We start from the raw sequence: 24874 nt of genomic DNA, 5'->3' as shown, positions 1-24874 counted from the left end.
GAGGATCCACCGCATGCCCATGATCGACGTGTACGCCGCCAAGGGGCTCATCAAGGACCGCAAGGCTCTCGCCCAGGATCTCGCTCAGGCGATCATGCGCTGGGAGAAGGTACCGGTCATCCCGTTCTTCACGGAGAACACCGCCGCGTTCGTCCACGAGCTGGACGCCGACGGGTTCTCCACCGCGGGCGGCGGCAACGACCACGTGCGCATCGCCGTCACCACCAACGCGGGCGCGCTCGACAGGGAGCAGCAGCTCGGCCTGGTCAAGGAGCTCTCGGAACTGGTGGCCGCCGCCGCGGGCGACCCCTCCCTCGCCGAGCGCACCTGGGTCGCCCTGACCGAGGCGGTTCCCGGCGGCTGGGGCATCGGGGGGCACGCCTACACCAACGAGGAAATCGTCCAGCACGTACGCGAGTTGCTGGGCAAGGCCTGACACTCCGGGGGTGCCCGTGCCGTCGTACGACGGCACGGGCACCCCCGCTCCACGAGCGGGGCCCGGGGCCTACGGACGGACGTAGGGCCGGGTCAGGATCTCCATGTTGTGGCCGTCCGGGTCCTCGAAGTAGGCGCCGCGACCGCCGAACAAGCCGTTCGTTCGGCCGGGTTGGGTGTGCTGCGGGTCGGCGTAGTAGGTGACCCCGGCCGTCTCCAGACGGCTGATCATGCCGTCGAACCGCTCCTCGGGGACGAGGAAGGCGTAGTGCTGCGACTGGATCGGCTCGTCGCGCTTCTCGTAGTAGTCGAGTGTCACGCCGTTGCCGAGGTCCATGGGCAGGAACGGCCCCAGCGGGGCGCCGACCTCCAGGCCCAGGATCGTGGCGAGGAACCCGGCGGAGAAGTGCCGGTCGCTGGCGTACACGGCGGTGTGGTTGAGCTGGACGGCTGCCGACGGCAGCTCGGACACGTGCGGGTATGGCTGGTCAGGGGACATCGGTGTGGTCTCTCCGGTCTCGGGACATCCGCTGGGACGGGCGCCGCATACGGGCGCCGGGGCGAGGACGCGGAGATGGCGGCGGGCCTCTTGCACGCCTCGGGCTCACGCCGAGGCCGGGAACCTCACTCGTGCATGGCCCATGGCCGACCCGGCAGTCACCCGGCCGACTTTAGTGACCGTCACGAGCCGGGGGCAACGCCTTTGTCCGCTGCGCCGGACGACTGCGGGCGCCGAGCGGTCCGGCGGAAGATCTCGGGGGCGGATTCGGTTCCGATGGCGGTCGTACTATGACTTGACCGCCCAGAAGCCGCCCCGAGGAGTCACCGTGGCCCGCCCCCGTACCGCCGCCCGGACCGTGGAGCACCCCGAGCTGTCGGAGGTCTCGCTCCAGCAGGTGCTGGAGGCGCTGGTGGACCCGGTGCGCCGGATGGTGGTGTCGCAGCTGGTCCGCGCGGGGGAGGACCTGAGCTGCGGGACGTTTGTCGCGCCCGTGTCGCTCTCGACGCTCACGCACCACTTCACGGTGCTGCGCGAGGCCGGCGTGATCCGGCAGTACTACGTCGGGACGACGAAGATGAACACGCTGCGCACCGACGAGATAGAGCTGCGGTTTCCGGGCCTGCTCTCCGCGGTGCTGGCCGCCGCGGCCGTGGAGGCGGAAGCGGACGCGGTCCGAGACGGCCGGTGACCTTATTTCGATCGCGCTCAAAATTTGACGGCCATCGAACCTTGGGGCAAGGTGAGCGGAGGCGCCGGGCCGACCCGGCGCGTCTCCTCCCCGATCCCTGCCCCTAGGACGGATGCGCCATGGCAAGACTCGTTCAGTTCGACCGGACCGGCGGACCCGAGGTCCTCACCCTCCGTGATGTCGAGGTCGGCGCGCCCGGCGCGGGGGAGGTCCGGATCCGCGTCGACGCGATCGGTCTGAACCGCGCCGAGATCATGTTCCGCGAGGGCGCCTACTTCTACGACCCGGTCTACCCCTCCCTGCTCGGCTACGAGGCCGCCGGTGTGGTCGAGGCGGTCGGCGAGGGCGTGGACGGCCTCTCGGAGGGCGACCCGGTGGCGGTCGTACCGCAGTTCCTGCAGACCGACTACGGCACCTACGGCGACCATGTCATCGTCCCGGCCTCGGCGGTCGTGCCCCGCCCCGCCGAGGTCGACCCCGTGCGGGCGGCGGCCGTGTGGATGGCCTACATCACCGCCTACGGACCCCTCGCCGAGAGCGGCCAGGTGCGGCCCGGTGACCATGTCCTGATCACCGCGGCCTCCAGCAGTGTCGGACTCGCCGCCATCCAGATCGCCCGCCATGTCGGCGCGATCCCGATCGCCACCACGCGCGGCCCCGGCAAGAAGCAGCGCCTCCTGGACGCGGGCGCGGCCCACGTGATCGTCACCGACGAGGAGGACCTGCCCGCCCGGATCAAGGAGATCACCGGCGGCGAGGGCGTCCGCCTGGCCTTCGACCCCGTCGCGGGACCCGGCGTGGAGACCCTCGCCCAGGGGATCGCCCCGGGCGGCTTCCTGGTGGTCTACGGCGCCCTCGACCCGCGCCCCACCCCGCTGCCCAACGCCCAGTCCTTCCCGGCGCTGACCAGCAGCACGTACACCCTCTTCGAGATCACCACGGACCCCGAGCGGCTGCGTCGCGCGGTCGCGTTCGTCAACGCGGGCCTCAGTTCGGGTTCCTTCGACCCCGTCGTCGACCGCACCTTCGACCTCGCGGACATCGTCGAGGCGCACCGTTACATGGCGGCCAACGAGCAGGTCGGCAAGATCGTCGTCACCGTCACCCACGAGGGCGCGGCGTCCTGAGCCCGGAGCCGCGAGCGGGGCGTTGACATGCCGGCCGTCAGCGCTCCGCGCGTGCCGCCATCCGGGCGGCGGCGTCGTGGATGAGCCGCGCGTGCAGTTCGAACAGGGCCACCAGGTCGACGGAGTCGCCCTTGACCTCCCGGTGCACGAACAGGCCGTCGGCGCCGGCCACGGCATAGGTGGTCAGGGTGTCCACGACGTCCTCGGCCAAGGTCGGGAACAGGGTGGCGACGATCTCGGCGATGCGCTGGTGGGCGGTCTCGCGGACCTGGAGGAAGACCGTACGGCCGCGGGGCTCGGTGGGGCGGCGTTCCAGCGCGAGCATCAGGCCGAGGCGCAGGAAGTCCGGTGCGGCGACGAGGGACCTGGCCACGTTCGCGGCCATCATGGTGACCCGTTCCAGCGGGGTGCCGGCGTCCTCGTCGGGCAGTTCGACGGCCCTGAGCCAGGTTTCGAAGCTGCGCTCGATGACGGCGGCGATCAGGTCGTCCTTGTCCTTGAAGTGCCAGTAGATCGAGCTGGCGGGCAGTCCGCACTTGGCGCTGACGGCCGCGATGGAGGTGCCGTCGTAGCCGCGCTCGCCGGCGATCTCCACGGTGGCGTCGAGGATGCGCTGCCGCGACTCCACCCCGTTCGCACGCTTCCTGCGCGTCGTCTGCGGCCCGGTCATCTCTGCGCCTCTCGGGGACGGGATCGCGGCGGCCCCGGTGGCGGGCCGCCTCTGCAGTGAGCACTTTAATTGGAACATCCCCTACAGCAGCAACCGCCTGCCGGGGTCCGGCCACCGATCGTCCCGGCCGGACCGGCATTCGGCGGGCCGGGAAGCCGGAGCCGTGTCGTCCACGCGGTCCGGGGCTCCCCGCGGCCGAGTGTCAGCCGTGGCCCAGGCGGGCCTCCATGGCCGCCACCAGCCGTCGCAGCGCCTGGGTCACCCACTCGCGGTCCTCGCCCAGGCCGTCCAGCAGGCCGATCTCGACGGAGAGCTGCCGGGGGAAGAGGTCGTCGACCGCCTTCGCGCCGGCCTCGGTGATGGTGACCAGGGCGGCGCGCCGGTCGGCGGGGTTGGGGGTACGGGTGATGTAACCGCGCTGTTCCAGCCTGCCGAGGGTCTTGCTGACCCCCGCGCGGGAGAGGCCCAGCCGCTCGGCGAGGCTCCGGGCGATGAACGGCTCGGTCGCGTGCCGCAGGGGGATCAGCATGTCGACCTCCGGCGCGGTGAGCGGAGCGCCCGCGTAAAGGGGTTCGACGGAGCGGTTGAGCAGTCCGGTGGCGTGCTTGAGCAGCCCGACCAGCTCCATGGGGGAGGTGTCCAGGCCGGGGTTGTGCGCTGCCCACTGGGCGCCGACGTCTGCGGCGGACGGAGTGGACGGGGCGGAGGGGTTGGGGGAGGGCATGCGGCTCGTCTTCTCGCTCTCCATGTTTGTTAGCTAGTGAACTATCAGCTACCTTTATTTTCATGGTAGCTCCGTCATCCTCGCGCAACCGCGACGACGCCGTCCCCGACACCGCCGGACCTGCGCCTTCGGGTCGTACGGTCACCGCCCTCATCGCCGTGCTCGGTGCGCTGACCGCCGTCGCCCCGCTCGCCACGGACATGTACGTTCCCGGTTTTCCCGCGCTGGGGAAGGCGCTCGGTGCGAGCAGCTCGGCCGTGCAGCTGACGATGACCGCGTTCCTGGCCGGACTCGTCGTCGGCCAGCTGGTCATCGGCCCGCTCAGCGACGGCCTCGGCCGGCGCCGGCTGCTCATGGCCGGGTCGGCCGGATTCGTCCTCTGCTCCGTCGCCTGCGCCGCCGCCCCGGACATCGCCGCCCTGACCGGTGCCCGCTTCCTGCAGGGTGTGGCGGGCGCGGCAGACATGGTGCTGGCCAGGGCCGTCCTCACCGACCGCTTCCACGGACCCGAACTGCCGCGCTACTTCGCGGTGCTGTCACAGGTGATCGGCGTGGCGCCGATCGCCGCGCCGGTGCTCGGCGGGGTCGTCCTCGCCGTCTCCACCTGGCGGGCGGTCTTCGCCGTGCTGGCCGTGCTCGGTGTGCTGCTCCTGCTCGCCGTCGTACGGGCGGTGCCCGAGTCGCTGCCGCCGGAGCGGCGTCACGGCGGCGGACTCGCCGGGACCTTCCGGGCCATGGGTGCGCTGCTCGCCGGTCGCGCGTTCATGGGATACGTCCTGGTGGTCGCCCTCGTCTCGGCCGCGATGTTCGCCTACATCAGCGGCTCCAGCTTCGTCTTCGAGAACCTGCACGGCGTGTCGTCGACCACGTACTCCCTCATCTTCGCCACCAACGCCGTCGCCATGCTGGCCGCCGGGGCCTCCTTCGCTCGCCTGGCCGGGCGCGGCACCCGCCTGAACACCCTCCTCTCGGCCGGGGTCGGGATCGCCCTGCTGGGCGCGCTGGCGCAGGTCCTGCTGGTGGTGACCGTGGGCGAGACCCTCGCGGGCACCTGGACCACCCTGTTCGTGACCGCCGGTGGCATCGGCCTGGTCTTCCCGAGCGCCATGAGCATCGGCCAGGCGGTCGGCCGCACGGCTCCGGGCGCGGCGTCCGCGCTCCTGGGCGGCTTCCAGTTCCTGTTCGGGGCCCTGACCGCACCGCTGGTGGGCGTGTTCGGGGAGGACAGCTCCCGGCCGATGGCGCTCATCATGCTGAGCGCGCTGGTGGCGGCGGGGCTGGCGCTGGTGGGGCTGGCCCGGCCCTGGGAGGGATGCGGGGAGCCGGTGCCGACGGCGTAGCGGCAGGAGGCCCTTGTCGCCTACGTCCTCCCCCGCCCGCTCTCAGGGCCCGGAGGCGCGGGACCGGTCCGCCGGTCCCGCGGCGGTTCACCCGGCGGGCAGGTCGGTCAGGAAGCGGGCCCCGGAGGTGTAGGCGGGATCGTGCGAGACCTCGCCACCGACGGCCCGGGCCAGGCGCCTGGCGAGCGGCAGTCCGAGGCCCGCGCCGTCGTGCCCGTCCTCGGGATCGGCCCGGCGACCGGGCTGGAAGAGGTCGCCCACGAACGCCTCCGGCACGCCGGGACCGTCGTCGGTGACGCTGATCCGCACACCGCCGGGCACCGGTCGCGCGGACACGGTCACCGTGGAGCGCGCGTACCGGACCGCGTTCGTCAGGAGCGGGCTGACGATGCGTTCCAGAAGGGCCGGCCGGACGCCCGCCGCCAGCTCCGGAACTGTCGCGTCCACGACGGCCTCCACCTGCTCCGGCGTCCCGAGGCGGTCGACCAGCCGGTACAGGACCGGCACGACGGCCGTGGCGCCGGGGGCCGTGGCGGTGGTGTGGGCTCCCTCACGGGCGTCGTCCAGCAGGGTGTCGCAGATGGTGCGCATGGCCTGGGCGGCCTCGGCGATCACCTCGTGCGTGGCGCGGGTCTCGGCGGCGGAGCGCGGCCGGGCCCGCCACCAGTCCAGCTCGATGATGATCCGGGTGAGCGGGGTGCGCAGTTCGTGGGACAGCTCCCCGGTCAGCTGCCGCTCGTGCCGCAGCACGGTACGGATGCGGTCCAGCAGCGAGTCCAACGAGGAGCCCAGGCGCGCGAGTTCGGCCGGATGGTGGGCCGCGCCGAAGCGTTGGTCGGAGCCCACGGCGCTCCACTCGGTGGCCTGGTCGGTCATGGTGCGCACCGGACGCAGCGCCCGCCCGACGGCGAGGCGGGTCAGCGCGTAGGTGCACGCGAGCATGACGGAGTCCAGGACCAGGGAACCCAGCAGCACGGCGGCCGCCGAGTTGCGGTACGGGGCGAGGTCCAGGGCGGTGACGACCGTCGCCGTGCTGCGGCTCCCGGCCATGGACCGCGCGCACAGCCGGACCGATCGGGGATTCCCGGCCGCCACGGTCGAACAGACGCCGTCTCCCCGTGCGGCGAGCCGCGCGGCGGCCTCGGTCAGTGTGCTGTCGGCGGCGGTGGACGGGGGCTTCTCCAGCAGACGTGTCCCCGTGTAGATCCAGACGTTGGCGTCCAGGAGCCGGTCGTTGACGGTCTCCAGGACCCGTACCCGCGGGCCGCTGGTGTCCACGGTGGTGGCGACGGCGTCCGCACGGCTGCGCAGCTCCGCGTCCGCCTGATGCTGCAGATGCCGGTCCAGCACGGTGTTGAACGCCACGGTCAGGACGGTCATCAGGAGGGCCGCGGTGGTCAGTGCCACGAGTGAGAGCCGGCCGCGCAGCGTGCGGGGGGCCAGGTGCCGCAGGAATCCTTTCATGACAGCCGGTGGCCGATCCCGCGCGCCGTTCCCAGGCTCAGGTCGCTGCCAGCCTCGCGGAGCTTGCGGCGCAGCCGGCTCAGGTACTGGTCCAGTGTGTTGTCGCTGACCTGGGCGCCGTCCGGCCAGGCGGCCCTGACCAGGTCGCGGCGGCTCACGATGCCGCCTCCCGCGGCCACCAGGTTGGCCAGCAGGCGGAACTCCGTCGGGGACAGCTCGACCTGGGCCTCGCCGACGCTCGCGCTGTGCCGGGTCGCGTCCAGGACCAGGTCTCCGGCCGCGGACACCGCCGGCGGGGCGGCCCGTTTGAGCGTCGCCCGCAGCCGCGCGACGAGTTCGGCGAGGTGGAACGGCTTGGGAAGGTAGTCGTCGGCCCCCGCGGAGAACCCGGACAGCCGGTCGGTGAGGTGGTGGCGGGCTGTCAGGAAGATGATCGGGGCCGCGAAGCCGTTGGCACGCATCGCCTGGCACACGTCCCGCCCGTCCGCGTCCGGCAGTCCGACGTCCAGTACCACCGCGCCGATGGCGTCGTTGGTCAGCCGCAGGGCAGTGGCACCGTCGGCGGCGGGCACGGGCTCGAACCCCTCGTCGGCCAGCCCGCGGCGCAGCACGTCACGCAGGGCGTGGTCGTCCTCAACGACCAGGATCTTGTGACGCATGGCCCTCCGTCGGAGCGACGGCCGTACGGCCCGAGTCCGGGACGAACGAGGCGGGCAGCGGCCCGGGCCTCCGTCCACCGGCACGGGCCGAGCCGTCCGGTCGTGGCCCGTCGGCCACCGAAGACGCCGGTGAACCGGCGGGTACGCCGGGACGGACGCGGGCGGTACCCGCCGGCGGGACGCGGTACCCGATGGCGACGCCGGGCCGGACGGCCCGGGCCCGGACGATCACCCGCGTCCCTCCTCGGACGCGGCGGCCCGCCTCCCCCGGTACACCTCGGCGAGCACGGGGATCAGCGACACGAGCACGATCAGTGCCACCAGCGGCAGCAGGTACCGGTCGACATTCGGGATCGACGAGCCCAGCGCGTATCCCGCGAGGGTGAGGCCGAGACTCCACACGAGTCCGCCGACGACCTGCCACTGGGTGAACGTCCGTACCGGCACCTCCAGTGCGCCCGCCATCGGATTGAGCACCGTCCGCACCACCGGCACGAAACGGGCCAGCACGATGGCCTTCGCGTGGCCGTACCGCTCGAGGAACTCCTCGGCGCGCTTCACACCTTCGTGCAGGCGCCGGGAGCGGCTGCGTGACAGCAGTGCTCCGCCGGCTTTCCGTCCGAGCAGGTATCCGAACTGCGCCCCGGCCAGCGCACCCACGGCCGCCGCCACGAGCAGCGGTCCCAGGGACAGGTGCAGACTCCCCTGCGCCGAGCCGGTGCACAGCAGGCCGGCGGTGAACAGCAGGGAGTCGCCCGGCAGGAAGAACCCGACCAGCAGTCCCGTCTCGGCGAACATCACCGCTCCGACGCCGAGCACGCCGAAGGTCGCCAGCAGCGAATGGGCGTCGAGTACGTTCACGGCCAGCTGTGACGTCGCGAGGATCGGAGTGGTCATGAACGGGGCCCTTTCCGGCGGACGGCTTCACATGGACACCTGGGCGACTACATCATTGTAGACACTGCGGGAAACTCTAGACGATCGCCGGACCCGTTCGTCCCCTCGCCGCTTCGGGGCGGCCGAGGGAACAGTTCGCCGTGCGCAGGCCGCCACGCAATGTAGTGGAAGTCTCCCGGCCGTGGACGATGACCGCCGGCCCGGGCTCCTCGGCCGGAGGTGACGTCAAACCGCTGTGCGGCAGCCGTGCGGCACGCGAACGCGCCTCCTTATCACCTGCTCAGCCACCCTGACCAGGGACTTTGTCGAGGCGGTCAGGTTGCGTTCAGGTTGGGCGGGTGGACTGGAAACTCATGCACCAGAGGCACCAAAGCATTGGCAAAGACATCTGTGGTGCCGGGAGCCGAGCGTGTCATCGTGCCGCTCATGACCACGGAGCACCTCCTCGACGACCGTTCCCGCGTTCCCCTCCGCACCATGGCGAACAAGGTGCCGGAAGTGACCGCCTACTTCTGGATCATCAAGGTGCTCACCACCGGGATGGGGGAAACCGCCTCGGACCTGCTGGCCCGGGTCCTCGGTCCGATACCCGCCGTCGGCCTCGGGGGCCTCGCCCTCGCTGCCTCCCTGGCCGTGCAGTTCGCCGTCCGCCGGTACATCGCCTGGGTGTACTGGACCGCCGTCGTCATGGTCAGCGTGTTCGGCACCATGGCGGCCGACGTCCTGCACGTCGGTCTCGGCGTGCCCTACACGCTGTCCACCCCGTTCTTCGTCATCGTGCTGACCGCGGTCTTCGCCCTCTGGTACGCCGTCGAGCGGACCCTGTCCATCCACGGCATCCGCACCCGCCGCCGTGAGATCTTCTACTGGGCTGCCGTCCTCGCCACGTTCGCCCTCGGCACCGCCGCCGGCGACCTGACCGCCACCGCCGGCCTCGGCTACCTCGGCTCGGCGGTCCTCTTCGCCGCCGCGATCTGCGTCCCCGCGATCGCCCACCGCGGCGGTGCCCTGAAGGCCGTACCCGCCTTCTGGACGGCCTACGTCATCACCCGCCCCCTCGGCGCCTCGCTCGCCGACTGGATGGCGGTCGGCCACAGCCGGGGCGGGCTCGCCCTGGGGCTGGCACCGGTGACCCTCGCCTGGACGGTCGCCATCGCCGGCTTCGTCGGCTACCTGGCCGTCTCCCGCCGGGACACCACCGGCCCCGCGGCGGCCTGAGAAGCACCGACGCCCCGGCCTCCGGGCGCCGATGTTCCCGCGACTCGTCGGACCGCATCGATACCATTGCGGGAACGGCGAGTTGGGGGAGTCCTGAGTGGAACCGTTGGTGGGAATGGTGCTCTCGGCTGTCGGCACGGTCGCATCCGGCGCCCTGTCAGGGGCAGGCGGCGAGGCAGGCAGGCGAACCTCCGAGCGGCTCTACGACCTGCTCAGCAGGGGTCGGGCCGGGGCCGCCGGGACGGGCACCGGGGCCGCCGGCGGCGATTCGGCCGCACCTTCCCTCCCGGTCACCCCGGACCAGCAGGCGGCCGCCGCTTCGCGCCTGCTGGAGTACGCGCGTACCTCGCCGGAGTTCTCCCGCGAGGTGACGGAATGGGTCCGGGAATCCGCCTGGCTGGCGCCGCGCAGCGTGCCGGCCGTGGCACCCGGCGCCTCCCGGCCGCAGATGCTCCCACCGGGCACGGCGGCCTTCACCGACCGCGAGGACGTGCTCGCCTGGATCACGGAGCTGCTGGACGGCGGGGACCGCGCACCGGACGCGCCCCCGGTCGCCGTCCTCACCGGGCCGGGCGGCATCGGCAAGACCGCCACCGCCGTCCGGAGCGCGATCGAGCTGCTCGATCGGTTCCCCGACGGTGCCCTCTTCGCCGACCTGGAGGGCGCGTCGGCCACCACGGCCCTCCCGCCCTCCGACGTGCTCGCACGATTCCTGGAGCGGCTCGGCGTGCCGCCCGCCATGGTGCCGGGGGACGAGGCGCGGCAGCGCGACCTGTACCGCGACTGCACGGCCGGCCGGCGCCTGATCGTCGTACTGGACAACGCCCATGACGACGCGCAGGTGATCCCCCTGCTGCCGGCCTCGCCGGAGTCGCTGGTCCTGGTGACGAGCAGGCATCGGCTCGGGCGTCTGGTCGCCGGTCACGGAGCCCGGCCGTGCGCGCTCGGGCCGCTGTCGACGGAGGATTCCGTCACCCTGATCAGGCGGGTCGCCGGCAGCGACCGGCCGTCCGCGTCGGACGCCGTCGTCCGGGCCGTCGCGGAGGGCACCGGTGGCATTCCCCTCGCCGTGTGCACCACAGGGGCGGGCCTCGCCTTACGGGAGCACCTGACCTGGGAGCGTGTCGCACAGCAGCTGTCCGGGCGGAACCACGGCGACGGAGACCAGGAAGGCACCGCCACGGGTGAACCGGCCCCCGACGCCCCGGGCGACCCCGTCCGTCTCGTCCATGACGTCGCGTACCGCGAACTGACCCCCGAGAGCGCCGCGTTGTACCGGGCGATCGCGGTGTGGCCCTGGCCGACCGTGACCGTCCCGATCGCGGCCCACGCCGCGGGGATCGGCGCCGACGAGGCACGGACGCTGCTGGAGCAGCTGGCCGGGGTGCACCTGCTGGAGGAGGTCGCGGAGGAACGCTACCGGTTCCACGACGTGACCCGAGCCCACGCCCGCGGACTCGCGGCCGCCGAGGACGGCCACGGCCGCATGGCGGCCGCGGTCCGCCGGGTGGCGGTCGCGCAGCTGCGCTTCGCGGCGGGTGCTGACTTCAGGGTGATGCCGCTGCGATGGCGGCTCGGCCCCGCATACCGGGGACTCGCCCATCCGGAACACCGCGACCCGGCGGACGGCAGGCGCGCACTGGCGGAACTGCGGCGTGAACGGGAGAACCTCGCGGCCGTCGTCCGAGCCGCCGCGCACCACGAACTCCACGACCTCGTCTGGCAGTTGTGCGAGGCCATGTGGGGCCTGCACCTGATGCTCGGCTTCCACGCGCAGTGGATCGACACGCACCTGCTCGGCGTCGAGGCCGCCCGCCGCAGCGTCGAGGCGGAATTCGGCGACCCGCGTGCCGTGGGCCGGATGTGGACCCAACTCGCCTTCGGCTACATGGGGGAGGGGCGGGCGGACGATGCCGCCGCCGCGCTGGCGAACGCCCGGGCCGCGGACCGGGCCTGCGGCCACCACCGGGGCGAGGCCACCGCCGTCGAGGTTCTCGGGCTGCTCCATCTCAAACGGTGGGAGTTCCCCGCGGCCCAGCGGTGCTTCGAGGAGGCCCAGGGGATCCTGCGCCGTATCGGCCCGGGCGAGGACGGCCGGGAGGACCTGCCGCGTGCCACGGCCCTGCTGGAACACCACATCGGCCGTGCCCTGACCAAACAGCGGCGCTTCGACGAGGCCGTCGTCCGGCTGAACGACGCCCTCGCGCGGTTCCGCCGCCTGCCGGACGGCGGCGACCCCTACAACGCCGCGCGCGTGTACATGAGTCTGGGCGACGCCCACCTGGACGCGGGGGATGCCCAGCAGGCGCGCGTGTGCCTGGACGAGGCCGTCAAGGCCATGACCGAGGCGGGTGCCGGGCTGCAACTCGCCGATGCCCTCGACGTGAGGTCCCAGTGCCATCGCCGCCTGGGCCATGGGGCGGAAGAGGCCGCGGACCTCAGGGCCGCCGCCGCGTGCTATGAGGAGCACGGCGACCGGCTCGGCCTGGACAGAGTGCGGTCGCGGCTGGCCGACGCGGAGACCCGGGTCGCCGGCTCATGAGGTGGCCGGAGCCGCTGTCCCTACGGTGACCAGGTGTGTCGCGGAACCGGTGCGTACCGTGATCCCGGGCATGGCCCGGGCCAGGTCGCGGCCGCTCGCGAGCCACGCGTAGAGCGCCGAGGCGTAGACGGCGGGGTCGCACAGATCGGGGCGGCCGTCGGGGGCGGCGGCCGCGGACAGCCGCAGGAGATCCCCCTCGCGGGTCCGTACGACACACCGGTCCGGCCCGTCGACATAGGCGGCCAGTCCGCAGTACGGGTAACGGCTGAGCGCCTCCGCCGTCCAGGCGGCGGGAGGGCCCAGCCGCGGGTCGTCGGCGGGGGCGCGCCGCACCACGATGTCGGCGATGCGCAGTCGACCGCGGTCCCGGGTCTCCTCGTCCACCAGCGTGTGCGCGGACTCGGCCGCCACGGCCGCCTCTTCCGACGGGTCGGGCTCGCCGTCGGCCGCGGCGTACCGGCTGAGGGTGACCTCCGGCGGATCGGCACCGATCCCGCCGACGAGCACGCGCACCGGCGTGGTGCGGCGAGCGGGCCGGCAGGGCGGCAGCGGCAGTGGGTCGAGCAGCGCCGGATGCCCCGGCTCCGGCATCCCCATGAGGTCGTAGAACAGGCGACGCAGGAGAACGGCCGACTCCTCGGGGGCCGAACTCGTCTGCTCCGCCAGCTCCTTGTACCGGGTGGCGTCATGTGCGGCGATCACCCGGTCGATCTGGGTGCGCAGACCGCTCCGGGGAGACAGACGGGGAGCGGTGCGGCCGAGTGCGGCCACCGGCGAGAGCGGGTCGAGGTCCTCTTCGGGGAATGCCCCGAGCAGGACGGGTGTGCCAATGGAGGCTGCGTAGTAGGTGACGCTCGAGTGGTCGCCGAGGACGCAGTCGGCGGCGATCAGGGCCTGTCGCCAGCCGTCGAGGGGAGGGATGGCGTCGAGGCCGGCCTGCTGTGCGTTGCTGAGCCAGGCCCGCACCTGACCCGGACCGTGGCCGTACCAGATGTTCGGATGCAGGATCGCGACCGTCCGGTACTCGTCGGCGGGCAGTTCCGCCGTCAGGCGGGACAGCAGCCAGGGCAGCAGGTCATCCGTCTCGGTGTCTCCGGCTCCGCCGAACAGCGAGCGCGGTGCCCAGGTCGAACTGACGAGGATCAGGCGCTGACCGGGTCCCACGCCCAGGGCGCGCCGGAAGCGCGCGCGTTCGGGGAGGGCGGCGAGGATGCGGTCGTAGCAGGGGTCCCCCGCGAGTACGGCGGTGGGCACCGCCTCCGGGCAGGCCGAGCGCAGCCGCTCCAGCTGTTCGGGGTGCGAGAGGACGGTGGCGGTCGCGAGCGGACGCCCGTTCTCCAGAAGCCATTCCGGCGAGAGGCCGAAGACCGGCGCCTGGGCCAGGCGCCCGGTATCCGGTATCCGGTATCCGGTATCCGGTATCCGGTATCCGGTATCCGGTATCGCCAGCCTCTTATTGTATCCAACGCCATGCGACAGGACGGCCAACTTGCCCTGGAGTGCCGCCAGTTCACCGCCGTAGCTCGCGGCGATCACCAGGTCGAACTCCGTGTCCTTGGCCTGTTCCCAGGGGAGGACCGGCAGTTCCGCCGCGGCCAGCAACTCGGGCACCCCCGCCAGAAAGGGGGAGGACTCTGTGCAGGTGGCGAACAACTGCACCCGGATGTCGCTGTGGAACAGCGGGAGTACGTCCAGCAGACGCGTCGCCGACGTCACGTTGTGTACGACGAGCAGGACACGTCGGCAGCCTGTCCGGGTGATCCACCGCTCCGCGTCCTCGCCGACCGGCACCCGCAATCGGACAGCCCCACTCATCACAGCTGCATGGTACCGAGGGCCCCGACGAGCGGTCCGGACGCCGCCGCTCAGCTGCAAGTGAGGCGGCCGGCCGCTGCCTTGGCCGTGAGGATGCGGTGCACGGAGGCGGCGACCTTGGTGCGGAAGGTGGCGTCCTTCGCCATCTGGGCCTGCACCCCCTGCACCATCGCCGGCACGGTCGACGCCTTGACCGTCAGGACCATGTCGCCGCCGGCGCCGATGAACTGCACCGCCCGCTGCGCCGGAGTGTAGGCACGTACCGCGACGGCCTGGCCGAGGTCGTCGGAGATGACGACTCCCTTGAAGCCGAACTTGGTACGCAGCAGCGAGTTGATGACGGTCGGCGAGAACGCCGCCAGGTGCTTCGAGTCGATCTTGGTGTACTTCGCCGACGAGATCATCACGAACGGCGCACCTGCCTTGATGCCGCTCTGGAACGGCTGGAGGCTCGAACTGGAGGCGGTGGTCACCGAGTCGACGACGTTCGCGGTGGTGTCGGTGTTGCCGATCACCTGGCCCAGCCCGGGGAAGTGCTTGAAGGTGGTCATCACTCCGGCAGCGCGGAAGCCCGCGGCGAAGGCACCGGTGTGCGAGGTCACGACGGCGGGGGTGTGGCCGTACTCGCGGTAGAAGTGGCCGATGGGAGCGTTGCGGGTACCGAGGCTCGCGGGCACCACGTCGGCGACCGGGGCGAGATTGAGGTCCAGGCCCGCCGCCTTGAGCTGCTGCGCCCAGGTTCCGGCGCGACTGCGCAGGGTCGTCGTGCTCCACGTGCCCTGGGTCAGGGCGTTGGGCATGACGGAGAAGCCGGGACCGCTGAGCACCTGGACCTGGCCGCCCTCCTGGTCGGTGGAGACCAGCAGTCCGACCCGTCGCCCGCCGACCGTGTCGGCCTGCGTGCGGATCCCGTCGACCACCTTCCTCGTCGCGGTGGTCCCGGCGGAACTGCGCCCGGTGAGCATGACGGACCCGACATGGTAGGTCCGCAGCGTCTGCAGATCCGTGGTGCTCGGGTGCGTCGCGGCGACCCCGCCCATGAACAGCTGCCCGACGCGCTGTGCCTGGGTCATTCCCGCATAGACCGTGTCGGCGCAGCCCGCCGCTGCAGCGGCGGGCAGGCGGGGGGCGGTCTCGGCCGCGGCCGGTACGGTGCACACACCGGCGGCGAGCACGGTGGTGACGAGTCCAACAGTGGTGCGCCGGGCAGCGGAGCCGCCGCGCGCGCGCCGACGAACAGGTGTCCCCACGATGCGCTCCTGACTCAAACGGGTGCACGCCACGAAGACCACCGGGCCGACGGACAACATCGGACCGCATGGCCCGCGACCGGTTCATTCGCACAACACGTTACGCCGAACGGGTGCTGTCGGCACCCGGGCGGAGCCGTTGTCCCGGGCCGCGAGGGCGACCCGGGACAATGGCTCCGGAGCGGGCGGGAGAGGGTCAGGGGATGAGCCGCCACTGGTCGATGTAGCCGACGTCGATCGCGGCGTGGTCCTGGACGCGGAGTTTCCAGGTGCCGGTCAGGGGCTGTGCGGAGGCGTCGACGGTGAACGTCTGGTCGACGTTGTCGGCGGAGCCGCCACTGCGGTTCAGGAGCGAGTAGACCGTTCCGTTGGGGCCGACCAGGTCGACCGTCAGGTCACCCCGGTAGGTGTGGATGATCTTCACGTAGACCTGGGTGGTCGTCGAGGCGTTACCGGTGCGGTCGGTGACGGTGATCGGGGACTCCACCGCGGAGCTGTTGTCGGGGATGTCGACGCGGGTGGCGCTGGCGTAGACGTAGGCCACCTCCCACGAGAAGCTCACGGTGCTGCTCGCGCCGGTGCCGTCGGTGACCGTGATGGTGACGTCGCTGGTGCCGAGGGTGGTCGGGGTGCCGGAGATCAGGCCCGTGTCACTGATCGTCAGTCCGTCCGGCAGACCGGTCGCCGTGTAGGTCAGGCCCGCGCCGGAGTTGGTGGTGTACGCGTCCGTCTGGAGGGACACCGCCTGCCCGATGCCGCTGATCTGGTCGGTGATCGGTGCCACGTTGACGCCCAGCGCGATCCGGTTGCCCACGTTGATCGCCGCCCACGCGTCGGCCACCGCGAGGTAGGAGGGGCTGTAGGCGCCGAAGAGGTCGGCCGCCGCCTGGAGCGTGGCCGTACGCGCGCCGGCGTAGTTCGTGCTCGACGTCATGTAGGTGGTGAGCGCCCGGTACCAGACGCGCTGGGCGTTGTCGATGCCGATGCCGGCCACCGGCCGGCCGTCGTAGGTGGGGCTGTCGTAGGCGACCCCGTTCACGGTCTTCGCTCCGCTGCCCTCGGAGAGCAGGTAGAAGAAGTGGTTGGCGGGGCCCGAGGAGTAGTGGACGTCGAGGCCGCCCAGTGAGGAGCTCCAGTTGTCGCTGGACGCGCCGTCCTTGGAGGGCTTGTCCATGTAGCGCAGCGGGGTGCCGTTCCCGTTGATGTTGATCTTCTCGCCGACCAGGTAGTCCGGGACGTCGGCCGGCAGGTTCTCGTAGAACTCGACGGCGGCGGCGAAGATGTCGGACGTGGCCTCGTTGAGACCGCCCGACTCGCCGGAGTAGGTGAGGCCCGCGGTGGCCGCGGTGACACCGTGGCTCATCTCGTGGGCGGCCACGTCGAGCGCGGTGAGCGGGTGGGTGTTGCCCGAACCGTCGCCGTACGTCATGCAGAAGCAGGCGTCCTGCCAGAAGGCGTTGACGTAGTTGTTGCCGTAGTGGGCGCGGCTGTAGGCGGCGACGCCGTCGTTGCGTATGCCGTTGCGGCCGAAGACGTTCTTGTAGTAGTCCCAGGTGGCCGCCGCACCGAAGGCGACGTCCACGCCCGCGGTCTGCCGGTTGGCCGGGGTGCCGTCGCCCCAGACATCGTTGTCGTCGGTGAAGAGCGTGCCGGTGCCGGAGGTGCCCTGGTTCAGGTCGTAGGTGCGGTGTCCGGCGCGGTCGCCGTCGACGAGCTGGTACGTCGAGCCGGAGAGCGTGGTGCTGAGGGGCACGGTGCCGTTGAACTGGCCGGTGCCGGTGCCGGTTTCGACGCCCTGGTACCTGAAGATCTGTTTCCCGGAGTCCGCGTCGGTGATCACGTGGAGCTCGTTGGGGGTGCCGTCGTCCTGGAAGCCGCCGACCACGGACTCCCAGGCCAGGGCGGGCTTGCCGGAGGCGGCCCAGACGACCAGACGCGGGGCGCCGTCGATCGCGGGCTGCTCGGCGCCGGCCTTCGCGGCGGTGGTGAGCGCCTTGGCCTTCGCCGTCGCCGCGGAGATCTTCGCCTTGGTGGACGGGACCGCGAGGGCCGCCTTCGTGGCCCGCGACACCGTGAGGCGGCCGCCGCTGTCGTGGACGATCAGGTCGCCGCCCAGGACGGGAAGGCCTGCGTAGGTGCGTTCGTAGCGGGTGTGCGTCGTACCGTCGGCGTCCTGGGCCACGTCCTTGACGAGCAGCTTCTCGCCGGCGCCGAGGCCAAGGGTCCTCGCGGTGTCAGGGGCGTGCGTCGCGGCGCTCTTGAGCAGCGCCGTACGCCTCGCCGGCGAGAGCGAGGCGGGGGCCGCGCCGGCGTCGGGGGTGGCCAGGATCTTGGCGGGGGCGTGACCGTCGGATGCGGCCATGGCGGTGCCGTGCTGGATTCCGGCCACGAGCATGGCACTTGCGGCGGTCAGCGCCAGGGCGACGCTGTGTCTGGTGCGATGCTGATGACGGTCCTGCCGGAACATGCGTTCTCCTTCTGTGGGGTGGTCGGGCCTGGTGGGGCCCGGGAGAGCGGGTCGGCCTGGTGAGGCCGTCCGGCGGCGCGCGGGTGGGTGGCACGGTTCGAGGGGGGGGCAGGTCCTCGCTGCCGTGCGGGGTGAAGACAGGGGTCGGACACGGGAGTTGTGTGGGACAACCTGTGAGTAGACGGTGAACTTTCGGAGAGCAGATTGACACCCGGGAACCACGAATGTCATGAGCGCATCAGAACAACGGCTTGAACTGGCGGTTGCGAGCGGCTGGTTCGAGCGCCTGAACAGTGCTTTTCGGCCGCTGCTCCAGCCCGTCCGCGTGCTAGCGGGGCCCGTCGAGTCGGATCGCCCGCGGTGTGACGGCCTAGCCGTCGGCCTCCGTGTCATAGCGCTCGCGCGCCTCGTGGACCTGCTCGATGTGGGTCTCCGCCCAGTCCTTCACGCCCGCCAGGAGCAGGGAGAGGCTGTCGCCGAGGGGGGTGAGTTCGTAGTCCACGCGGACGGGGACGGACGGGGTGACCGTGCGGGCGAGGATGCCGTCGCGTTCCAGTGAGCGCAGGGTCTGGGTGAGCATCTTGGGGCTGACGCCGGCGATCTTGCGGGCGAGCTCGCTGTAGCGCATCGGGCCGGGGGACAGCGCGCAGACGACGAGGCTGACCCACTTGTCGCTGATCCGGTCGAGGAGCTGGTTGGTGGGGCAGGACCGGATGAACGCGTCGTACTCCACGCGCGCCTGCTCGCGCCGCTGGGCCGCCGTCGTCGTCGGCATCGCTCACCTCTTGGGGACCTAGGCACCTTCAGGTAACTACTTACCGGAGGAGAGTAGCTCTTCCTAGGGTTGCAGACAGCTGAGGAGAGACCGAAGCGAGAGCGTCGTACGGGGAGCAGGCCGTCATGCGTGCAGCAGTGGTGAACAGGTTCGGCGGGCCCGAGGTCGTGGAGGTGGTGGAGAGCGAGCGGCCCGAGCCGGGCCCGCGCCAGGTGCGGATCAAAGTCGCGGCGGCCGCGCTGAACCCCGTGGACGCGGGCGTGCGGGCCGGGTTCTTCGGCGGTGCGGGCAAGCGGATCGGGCTCGGCTGGGACGTCGCCGGGACCGTGGACGCGGCCGGCGCCGCCACCGCCTGGGGCGTCGGCGACCAGGTGGTGGCACTGGACCCCGGCATGGTGCGGCCGCTCGGCACCCACGCCGAGTACGTCGTGGTGGAGGCGGACGCGACGGCCACAGCACCGGCCACGGTGGACGCGGCGCACGCGGCGACGCTGCCGCTGAACGGGCTGACCGCCGTGCAGGCCCTGGACCTGCTGGAGTTGACCGAGGGGCAGTCCCTCCTGGTCACCGGTGCGGCGGGCGCGGTCGGCGGCTTCGCCGTCCAACTGGCCACCCACCGGGGGGTGTCGGTGACCGCACTGGCCCGCGAGGCCGACGAGGAGCTCGTACGGGCGCTGGGAGCAGCGCACTTCACGGCCGGCGGAGTCGAGGCGGGGAGCTTCGACGCCGTACTGGACGCGGCGGTTCTCGGCGCGGCGGCCCTGGAGTGGGTGCGCGACGGGGGCGGCTACGTCGGCGTCCGGCCCGGAGCCGAACCGGCGCCGGTGCGCGGGATACGGACGACCGCCGTCGCCGTGACCGCCGACGGGGCACGCCTCGCGGAACTGGCGGGACTCGTGGACGAGGGCGTGCTGACGCTCCGGGTGGCCGAGACATTCCCCCTGGAAGAGGCCGCCAAGGCACACGCCCGCCTCGCGGAGGGCGGGGTGCGGGGGCGGCTGGTGCTGGCCCCCTGAAGGCTCGTCGGTGCTGGAACTTCCGCAGGTCAGGGCGTTGCTTGAGCTGTCATCCGGTCAACTGCGGCAAAAAGGCGTCACTCGCTCCAGCCGCAGTTCTGACGCTCCGTCAAGTCGGCCCGCGCAGGCGGACCGACCGGTCACCTGAGCGTCCCGGCCCCGCGGAAACGAGTGCTTGCCCGGCCGCCGCGAGGTATCGGCGGCCGGGTCTTCGGTGTCCGCCCGGTGGTGTGGCCACGACCGGCCTTCCGGCGGAGTTCCGGCGTACCGTACGGTGCGGATGAAGGACCGCTCCGGCCGAGCCGGGGCGGGGCGGGGCGGGGAAGGAAGCATGAGCGAGCAGTCCAGCGGTCACGGCACTCTTGCGGACATCGGGACGCCGACCGGCGAGATGGTGGTGGTCGAGGACCTGCGCCGCACTTACGGCAGCGGCGACACCGCCGTCCACGCCCTGCGAGGTGTCTCCTTCAACGTGCCGCGCGGCGAACTCGTCGCCCTCAGAGGCCGTTCCGGCTCCGGCAAGACCACCGTGCTCAACCTGGTCGGCGGCCTCGACACTCCGGACGGCGGCCGGATCATCCTGGACGGTACCGACCTGGCCGGGCTCGGCGACGACGACCTGCTGGCGCTGCGCCGCGACCGTATCGGCTTCGTCTTCCAGTCCTTCGGCCTCATCCCGATTCTGACCGCCGCCGAGAACGTCGGGGTCCCGTTGCGCCTGCGGAAGGTCCCGGCCCGCGAGCGCGAAGCCCGCGTCGGCCTTCTGCTCTCCCTGGTCGGCCTCTCCGACCACGCCGACCAGCGTCCCGGCGAGCTGTCCGGCGGCCAGCAGCAGCGGGTCGCGATCGCCCGCGCGCTCGCCAACAACCCCGCTCTGATCATCGCCGACGAACCCACTGGCCAGCTCGACGCCGACACCGGCCTCACCGTGATGGACCTGCTGCGCGCCGTCGTCCGCAGCGAATCCGTCACCGCCCTCGTCGCCACCCACGACACGCAACTCCTCGCGCTGGCCGACCGCGTGCTCGAACTCCGCGACGGCCGCATCGTCGAGGACATCTGACGGCACCGCCCGCGGACCGGCGGCGGGAGACTGCGCCGGGCGGCCCTCGACCGCTACTGGCGCTCCCTACGGTGGGAGCGGCCTCGCCCGGCACGCGTATCACTCGTCGCAAGCGCCGCCACCCGACCTTTCGGGACGGCAAGACCACCCCCGTCCCGAACCGGAAGTCGCGGGCACCGGAGCACCGGCCCTGCGCGCCACGCTGATCGGCGAGCCGCCGGCCCGGCGGATCACGTCTCTCGCACGGACTTCCGCATTACCCTGGCGGCTGTCCGGCAGGGTTATCCGCACACTTCACCTCCTCGGGGGACCGCGTGGCAGCGCACGAACAGCCGAACGGGGCACCGGACTTGGACGAGCTGCGCCGACGGGCCGCCGCGGCCGCCGCCCCGCAACGCGAGGAGGGGCTGGTCGTCTGCGAGAACCTGGTGCGGATCTACCAGACCGACGGCGTCGAAGTGCAGGCCCTCCAGGGCCTCGACCTGGCCGTGGCCCAGGGCGAGATGATCGCGGTGATCGGCGCCTCCGGCTCCGGCAAGTCCACCCTGCTGGGCATCCTCTCCGGCCAGGACGTGCCCACCGCGGGTGCCGCCGAGGTCGCCGGACACGACCTGCTGGCGATGAAGCGCCGCGAGCGGCTGGACTACCGGCGCACCACCGTGGGCTTCGTCTGGCAGCAGACCTCCCGCAACCTGCTGCCCTACCTCACGGCGGCCGAGAACGTCATGCTTCCGATGACGTACACCGGGCTCAAGCGCTCCCGGCGCCGGGCCCGGGCCGAGGAACTGCTCGACCTGCTGTCCGTCGGCCACTGCCGGGACCGCGCCCCCGACACGCTCTCCGGCGGCGAGCAGCAGCGGGTCGCCGTCGCCGTCGCCAACGCCAACGAGCCCCGCGTGCTGTTCGCCGACGAACCCACCGGCGAACTCGACACCGCCACCAGCGACGAGGTCTTCGCCGCGCTGCGCCGGGCCAACGAGGACCTGGGCGTCACCGTGATCGTGGTCACCCACGACGCGCTGGTGTCCGAGCAGGTCCAGCGCACCGTGGGGATCCGCAACGGCCGCACCTCGACCGAGGTGCTGCGCCGGGTCGCCACCGGCGAGGACGGCGTCGAGGTGCTCACCGCCGAGGAGTACGCGGTACTGGACGCCAGCGGCCGGCTGCAACTGCCGGGCGAGTTCACCGAGCGCCTGCACATGCGCAGGCGGGTGCGGCTGGCCCTGGAGAGCGACCACATCGGCGTATGGCCCGACGAGGCCGCACGGCGCGCGAAGTCCGATGCGGAGGATGCGGAGGACGCGGAGCACACGGCGCACGGCGGCCGGAGCGGCTGACGCACCTCGCCCGCGCGGCCGGTCAGGTGAGGCGCAGTACGGCCCCCAGGCGGCGTCGGCGGGCGAGGGCGGTCTCGGTGATGGCGGCGGCCAGGATCAGGGCGGTCACGCCGGCGACGAGGGCGAGGGTCAGTGAGTAGTCGGTCCGCAGCGCCGGTTGGGCGGGGCCGCCCGTGAACTGCCGTAGGTCCAGCGTCCCCGCCATGAGCCGCGGTTCGAGCAGCCCGAGCAGTGTGCCGCCCACCGCGGAGGCCACTGCCAGCGGCAGGAGCTGGAGGAAGTGCAGCGCACCGGCCTCCTCGCCGCCGAGTCCGAGCGTGCGCAGGAACGAGGCGGTGCGGCTGCGCTCGTGGGAGGTGAGGGTCAGTTCCAAGGCGAGCGCGAGCAGGCCCGACAGCGCGGCGAGGAGTGAGGTGACGGTGTAGATCGTGCCGAGGCCGCGAGTCAGGCCGTCCGCGCGCAGGGTGTTCAGCGTCTCGGAGCGGACGCGGATCCTGGCCAGCGGCCCGAGCGCCTCGGCCGCCGCCGACCGCAGTGCCGTGGGCTCGGTGGTGGCGGGACCGTCGCCCTTGAGGAGCAGGACGGTGCTGCCCGAGGGCTGCTGGGGCAGCAGATGTTCGGCGTCGGCGGTGGTGATCAGCAGGGGCGTTCCGGCCGCGATCTGTGCTGTGACCGGCCCGAGGAGGGGGTCGCGCAGTTCCTTGGTGGTGAGGGTGCCGACCGGTTGGAGGGTCAGGTTCACCGGAGGCTGCCCCGGGGTCACCGCCGTGGTGGTGAAACCTCCGGTGTGCTCGCGCGCCCGCAGGCCGGGGGAGAGGAAGGACGGCAGCGGGGTGCTTGCGCCGGCCCGGGTGCCCGGCGGGGTGGCCAGCCCGGACAGCAGGGCGTCGGCCAGCGGCGACTTCGGGGCGACGGCGGCCAGTCGGCGGGGATCCACGGTGATCACGGCGACCTGGGTGATCGCCGCGCCGTCGGCCTGTCCGGCCAGGTCGAGGGTGCGCAGATGCTGGAGGGCGGTCCGTATTCCAGCAGTGGCGGTCCCGGCTGCCGTGGTGCCGGCGGAGGCTTCGGTCCCGGCCACGGTCGCGCTCGCGTCGGCGCCGGTGGTCCAGGCCGCGCCGGTGGTCAGGCCGTCGTCGATCGTACGGTGCACAAGGCCGCCGAACACGGCCGTGCCCAGGGTCAGGACCAGGACGAACAGCGCCAGCCTGGTCGCCGGGGCGTCGTGGGCGGCCCGGGCCGCTCCGATGAAGCCCACCGCTCCCCGGCCGCGCCGGGTCTGCCGCAGCACCAGGCGCAGTACGAACGGGTAGATCCGCAGCAGGATCAGTACGACGGCCAGCGCCACCAGTACCGGCACCGCGCCCAGAATTCCGTCGGGGCCCTGCGAGCGCAGCGCGACCACGCCGGCCGCCGCCACGAGCAGCACCGTCAGCTCCAGGACCACGCGTCGGCCGACCACGGTCTTCCGGCGCGAGCGGCGGAGCCGGCCGGGCCTGCGCGGCTCGCGGACCGCAAGCCAGGTCATGAGCGGTACCGTCAGCGCCACCACCGCGGTGGCGAGGGCGGCGGGCACCGGTTGCGGCGATCCGGAGGTGCCGGTCGGAGCGAGGGCCTGTCCGGCCGCCCAGCCGAGCAGGGCGGCGATGAGCACCACCGGCCAGGCCACGGCGCAGCGCAGCAGCACGAGCCGAGCGGTGGACGCGCCCCGCGCCCGTTGCAACCGCAGGTGCGGCTGCCGTCGGCGCAGCAGCAGCCGTACCGCGACGGCCACGGTGGCCAGCGCGACCGCGGCCAGCGCGTCGACGGCGAACGTCGCCAGCGACCTGGCCTGTTGGTCCTGAGCGGTGAACGCGGCGAGCAGCGGCGTCAGATAGTCGGTCAGCAGTACAGGCCCGGTGGTCTGGCCGCCGATCTGGCAGCCGATGTCGCCGGTGATCGGGTCGACCCCCTGGCACAGGGCGGCGCTCAGGTCCGCGCTGTACTGGGACAGCGGCCCGGTCAGTGCGCGGGCCTGGTCGAGCGCCGCCCCGGACAGGTCGGCGCGCAACTGCCAGGTCACCCGCGGGCCGCCCACCCCTGCGTCGGCCAGCAGGCCGGCGGCGTCGAGGCCGACGAGGCCGCGGACGGCGAGCACCGTGCCGGCGGAGCGCTCCGCCGGGTAGCGCGACGGCTGGTCCAGCGTCTCCCGGCCGCTCCAGAAGTCGTCGGTCGCGGCCGTGGTGCGGTAGACCCCGCTCACCAGCAGCTCCGCGTGGGGCGGTGCGTTCTGTACCCCGGGCGTCTTGGCGAACTCAAGGGTCAGTCGGCTGCCGGCCCGGACGCCCAGCGCCTGCGCGGTGGCCTGCGACAGACCGATCTGGGGCGCGGTGCCCAGCGGCGTGTGGTCGGCAGGCGCGTGGCCGCTGACGTAGTGCAGATGGGCCCGCGCGGACGGCAGATAGCTGACCGTCAGCTTGGTGTCGGTGTTCGCCGGGCCCGGCGGCTGCGGTGAGATCAGCGACGCCTGGTTGTAGTCGTAGCTGCCGCCGCCGGCGGAGGCCAGGTGCCGTGCGGCGGAGCCGCCGAACCGGTCGGTGAGGGTGCGGCCGGCGCCGAGCAGGGTGGCCATGTCCACGGCGGGCGGCTGGCTGTCGAAGACCTCCGGTGTGGTACTCAGGCTGATCAGGGGCGCCTGGGCCTGCGCGGCGTCGACGCGCTGCCGCAGCGCCCGGTCCTCCTGGCGGCCCGCGAAGGCGGGGGCCCAGGCGCACAGCGCCGTCAGTACCAGGACCAGTACCGCCAGGCAGGCCAGCAGCGGCAGGTCGCCGCGGGTCTCCTTGCGTATCAGGCGCCGCGTCACCGCCGCGCCCGTGCCCACGGATCGCGTCACCGTCCGCCCTGTC

General features: G+C 72.5%; 20 protein-coding genes. 9 read left to right on the top strand and 11 right to left on the bottom strand.

Annotated elements, in window-relative coordinates:
- The first annotated feature begins 13 nt into the window (after positions 1-13).
- On the top strand, positions 14-436 hold the full coding sequence (locus KVT45_RS36855; protein ID WP_217553528.1) for a hypothetical protein: 423 nt from the start codon (positions 14-16) through the stop codon (positions 434-436).
- Between the two features lie 69 nt (positions 437-505).
- On the opposite strand, the gene KVT45_RS36850 is transcribed toward KVT45_RS36855, so the two are convergent.
- Positions 506-934: a VOC family protein gene (locus KVT45_RS36850; RefSeq protein WP_217553527.1), complete on the bottom strand. Its 429-nt coding sequence runs from the start codon at positions 932-934 to the stop codon at positions 506-508.
- 328 nt (positions 935-1262) lie between these two features.
- Here KVT45_RS36850 and KVT45_RS36845 point away from each other — a divergent pair, with 328 nt between their 5' ends.
- Both KVT45_RS36845 and KVT45_RS36840 read left to right on the top strand, forming a co-directional pair.
- Positions 1263-1625: a helix-turn-helix domain-containing protein gene (locus KVT45_RS36845; RefSeq protein ID WP_308310978.1), complete on the top strand. Its 363-nt coding sequence runs from the start codon at positions 1263-1265 to the stop codon at positions 1623-1625.
- A gap of 119 nt (positions 1626-1744) precedes the next feature.
- Positions 1745-2752 carry a zinc-dependent alcohol dehydrogenase family protein gene (locus tag KVT45_RS36840; protein WP_217553526.1) on the top strand — a complete coding sequence of 336 codons (1008 nt, stop codon included), beginning with the start codon at positions 1745-1747 and terminating at the stop codon, positions 2750-2752.
- 37 nt (positions 2753-2789) lie between these two features.
- Here KVT45_RS36840 and KVT45_RS36835 read toward each other — a convergent pair whose 3' ends face one another.
- Both KVT45_RS36835 and KVT45_RS36830 read right to left on the bottom strand, forming a co-directional pair.
- On the bottom strand, positions 2790-3422 hold the full coding sequence (locus KVT45_RS36835; protein WP_217553525.1) for a TetR/AcrR family transcriptional regulator: 633 nt from the start codon (positions 3420-3422) through the stop codon (positions 2790-2792).
- 202 nt (positions 3423-3624) lie between these two features.
- The gene (locus KVT45_RS36830; RefSeq protein ID WP_254647878.1) at positions 3625-4170 is read right to left on the bottom strand and encodes a MarR family winged helix-turn-helix transcriptional regulator; all 546 of its coding nucleotides are present in this window, start codon (positions 4168-4170) and stop codon (positions 3625-3627) included.
- Positions 4171-4208: 38 nt separating this feature from the next.
- Here KVT45_RS36830 and KVT45_RS36825 point away from each other — a divergent pair, with 38 nt between their 5' ends.
- On the top strand, positions 4209-5486 hold the full coding sequence (locus tag KVT45_RS36825) for a multidrug effflux MFS transporter (protein WP_217553524.1): 1278 nt from the start codon (positions 4209-4211) through the stop codon (positions 5484-5486).
- Positions 5487-5573: 87 nt separating this feature from the next.
- Here the strand turns inward: KVT45_RS36825 and KVT45_RS36820 are convergent, their stop codons facing one another.
- From KVT45_RS36820 to KVT45_RS36810, 3 genes are all read right to left on the bottom strand, one after another.
- The gene (locus KVT45_RS36820; protein WP_217553523.1) at positions 5574-6950 is read right to left on the bottom strand and encodes a HAMP domain-containing sensor histidine kinase; all 1377 of its coding nucleotides are present in this window, start codon (positions 6948-6950) and stop codon (positions 5574-5576) included.
- The gene (locus KVT45_RS36815; RefSeq protein WP_217553522.1) at positions 6947-7609 is read right to left on the bottom strand and encodes a response regulator transcription factor; all 663 of its coding nucleotides are present in this window, start codon (positions 7607-7609) and stop codon (positions 6947-6949) included. The genes KVT45_RS36820 and KVT45_RS36815 overlap by 4 nt, the downstream gene beginning before the upstream one ends.
- 228 nt (positions 7610-7837) lie before the next feature.
- Positions 7838-8506: a DedA family protein gene (locus tag KVT45_RS36810; RefSeq protein WP_217553521.1), complete on the bottom strand. Its 669-nt coding sequence runs from the start codon at positions 8504-8506 to the stop codon at positions 7838-7840.
- A gap of 426 nt (positions 8507-8932) precedes the next feature.
- Between KVT45_RS36810 and KVT45_RS36805 the strand changes: the two genes are divergently transcribed.
- Positions 8933-9724: a hypothetical protein gene (locus KVT45_RS36805; protein ID WP_217553520.1), complete on the top strand. Its 792-nt coding sequence runs from the start codon at positions 8933-8935 to the stop codon at positions 9722-9724.
- Positions 9725-9821: 97 nt separating this feature from the next.
- Entirely contained in the window at positions 9822-12266 is a 2445-nt protein-coding gene (locus KVT45_RS36800) for a tetratricopeptide repeat protein (RefSeq protein WP_308310977.1), read from the top strand.
- Here the strand turns inward: KVT45_RS36800 and KVT45_RS36795 are convergent.
- The 4 genes from KVT45_RS36795 to KVT45_RS36780 form a co-directional block, all read right to left on the bottom strand.
- Entirely contained in the window at positions 12261-14081 is a 1821-nt protein-coding gene (locus tag KVT45_RS36795) for a hypothetical protein (protein WP_217553519.1), read from the bottom strand. The genes KVT45_RS36800 and KVT45_RS36795 overlap by 6 nt on opposite strands.
- Before the next feature lie 50 nt (positions 14082-14131).
- Entirely contained in the window at positions 14132-15331 is a 1200-nt protein-coding gene (locus tag KVT45_RS36790; protein ID WP_308310976.1) for a glycoside hydrolase family 3 N-terminal domain-containing protein, read from the bottom strand.
- A gap of 196 nt (positions 15332-15527) precedes the next feature.
- A complete protein-coding gene (locus tag KVT45_RS36785) occupies positions 15528-17798 on the bottom strand; it encodes a M4 family metallopeptidase (protein WP_217553517.1) in 2271 nt (756 codons plus the stop codon).
- Between the two features lie 370 nt (positions 17799-18168).
- On the bottom strand, positions 18169-18573 hold the full coding sequence (locus KVT45_RS36780) for a helix-turn-helix domain-containing protein (protein ID WP_217553516.1): 405 nt from the start codon (positions 18571-18573) through the stop codon (positions 18169-18171).
- Positions 18574-18698: 125 nt separating this feature from the next.
- On the opposite strand from KVT45_RS36780, the gene KVT45_RS36775 reads away from it, so the two are divergent.
- The 3 genes from KVT45_RS36775 (at position 18699) to KVT45_RS36765 (ending at position 21989) form a co-directional block, all read left to right on the top strand.
- Positions 18699-19589, top strand: coding sequence for an NADP-dependent oxidoreductase (locus tag KVT45_RS36775; protein WP_217553515.1), 891 nt, complete (start codon positions 18699-18701; stop codon positions 19587-19589).
- A gap of 331 nt (positions 19590-19920) precedes the next feature.
- Positions 19921-20652 carry an ABC transporter ATP-binding protein gene (locus KVT45_RS36770; RefSeq protein ID WP_217553514.1) on the top strand — a complete coding sequence of 244 codons (732 nt, stop codon included), beginning with the start codon at positions 19921-19923 and terminating at the stop codon, positions 20650-20652.
- Positions 20653-21002: 350 nt separating this feature from the next.
- Positions 21003-21989, top strand: coding sequence for an ABC transporter ATP-binding protein (locus KVT45_RS36765; RefSeq protein ID WP_217553565.1), 987 nt, complete (start codon positions 21003-21005; stop codon positions 21987-21989).
- Positions 21990-22011: 22 nt separating this feature from the next.
- Here KVT45_RS36765 and KVT45_RS36760 read toward each other — a convergent pair whose 3' ends face one another.
- The gene (locus KVT45_RS36760) at positions 22012-24861 is read right to left on the bottom strand and encodes a hypothetical protein (RefSeq protein ID WP_308310975.1); all 2850 of its coding nucleotides are present in this window, start codon (positions 24859-24861) and stop codon (positions 22012-22014) included.
- Positions 24862-24874: the final 13 nt, after the last annotated feature.

This window comes from Streptomyces sp. GbtcB6, from assembly GCF_019091475.1.
Taxonomy (GTDB): Bacteria; Actinomycetota; Actinomycetes; order Streptomycetales; family Streptomycetaceae; genus Streptomyces; species Streptomyces hyaluromycini.
This window is presented reverse-complemented; position numbering and strand designations above follow the sequence as displayed.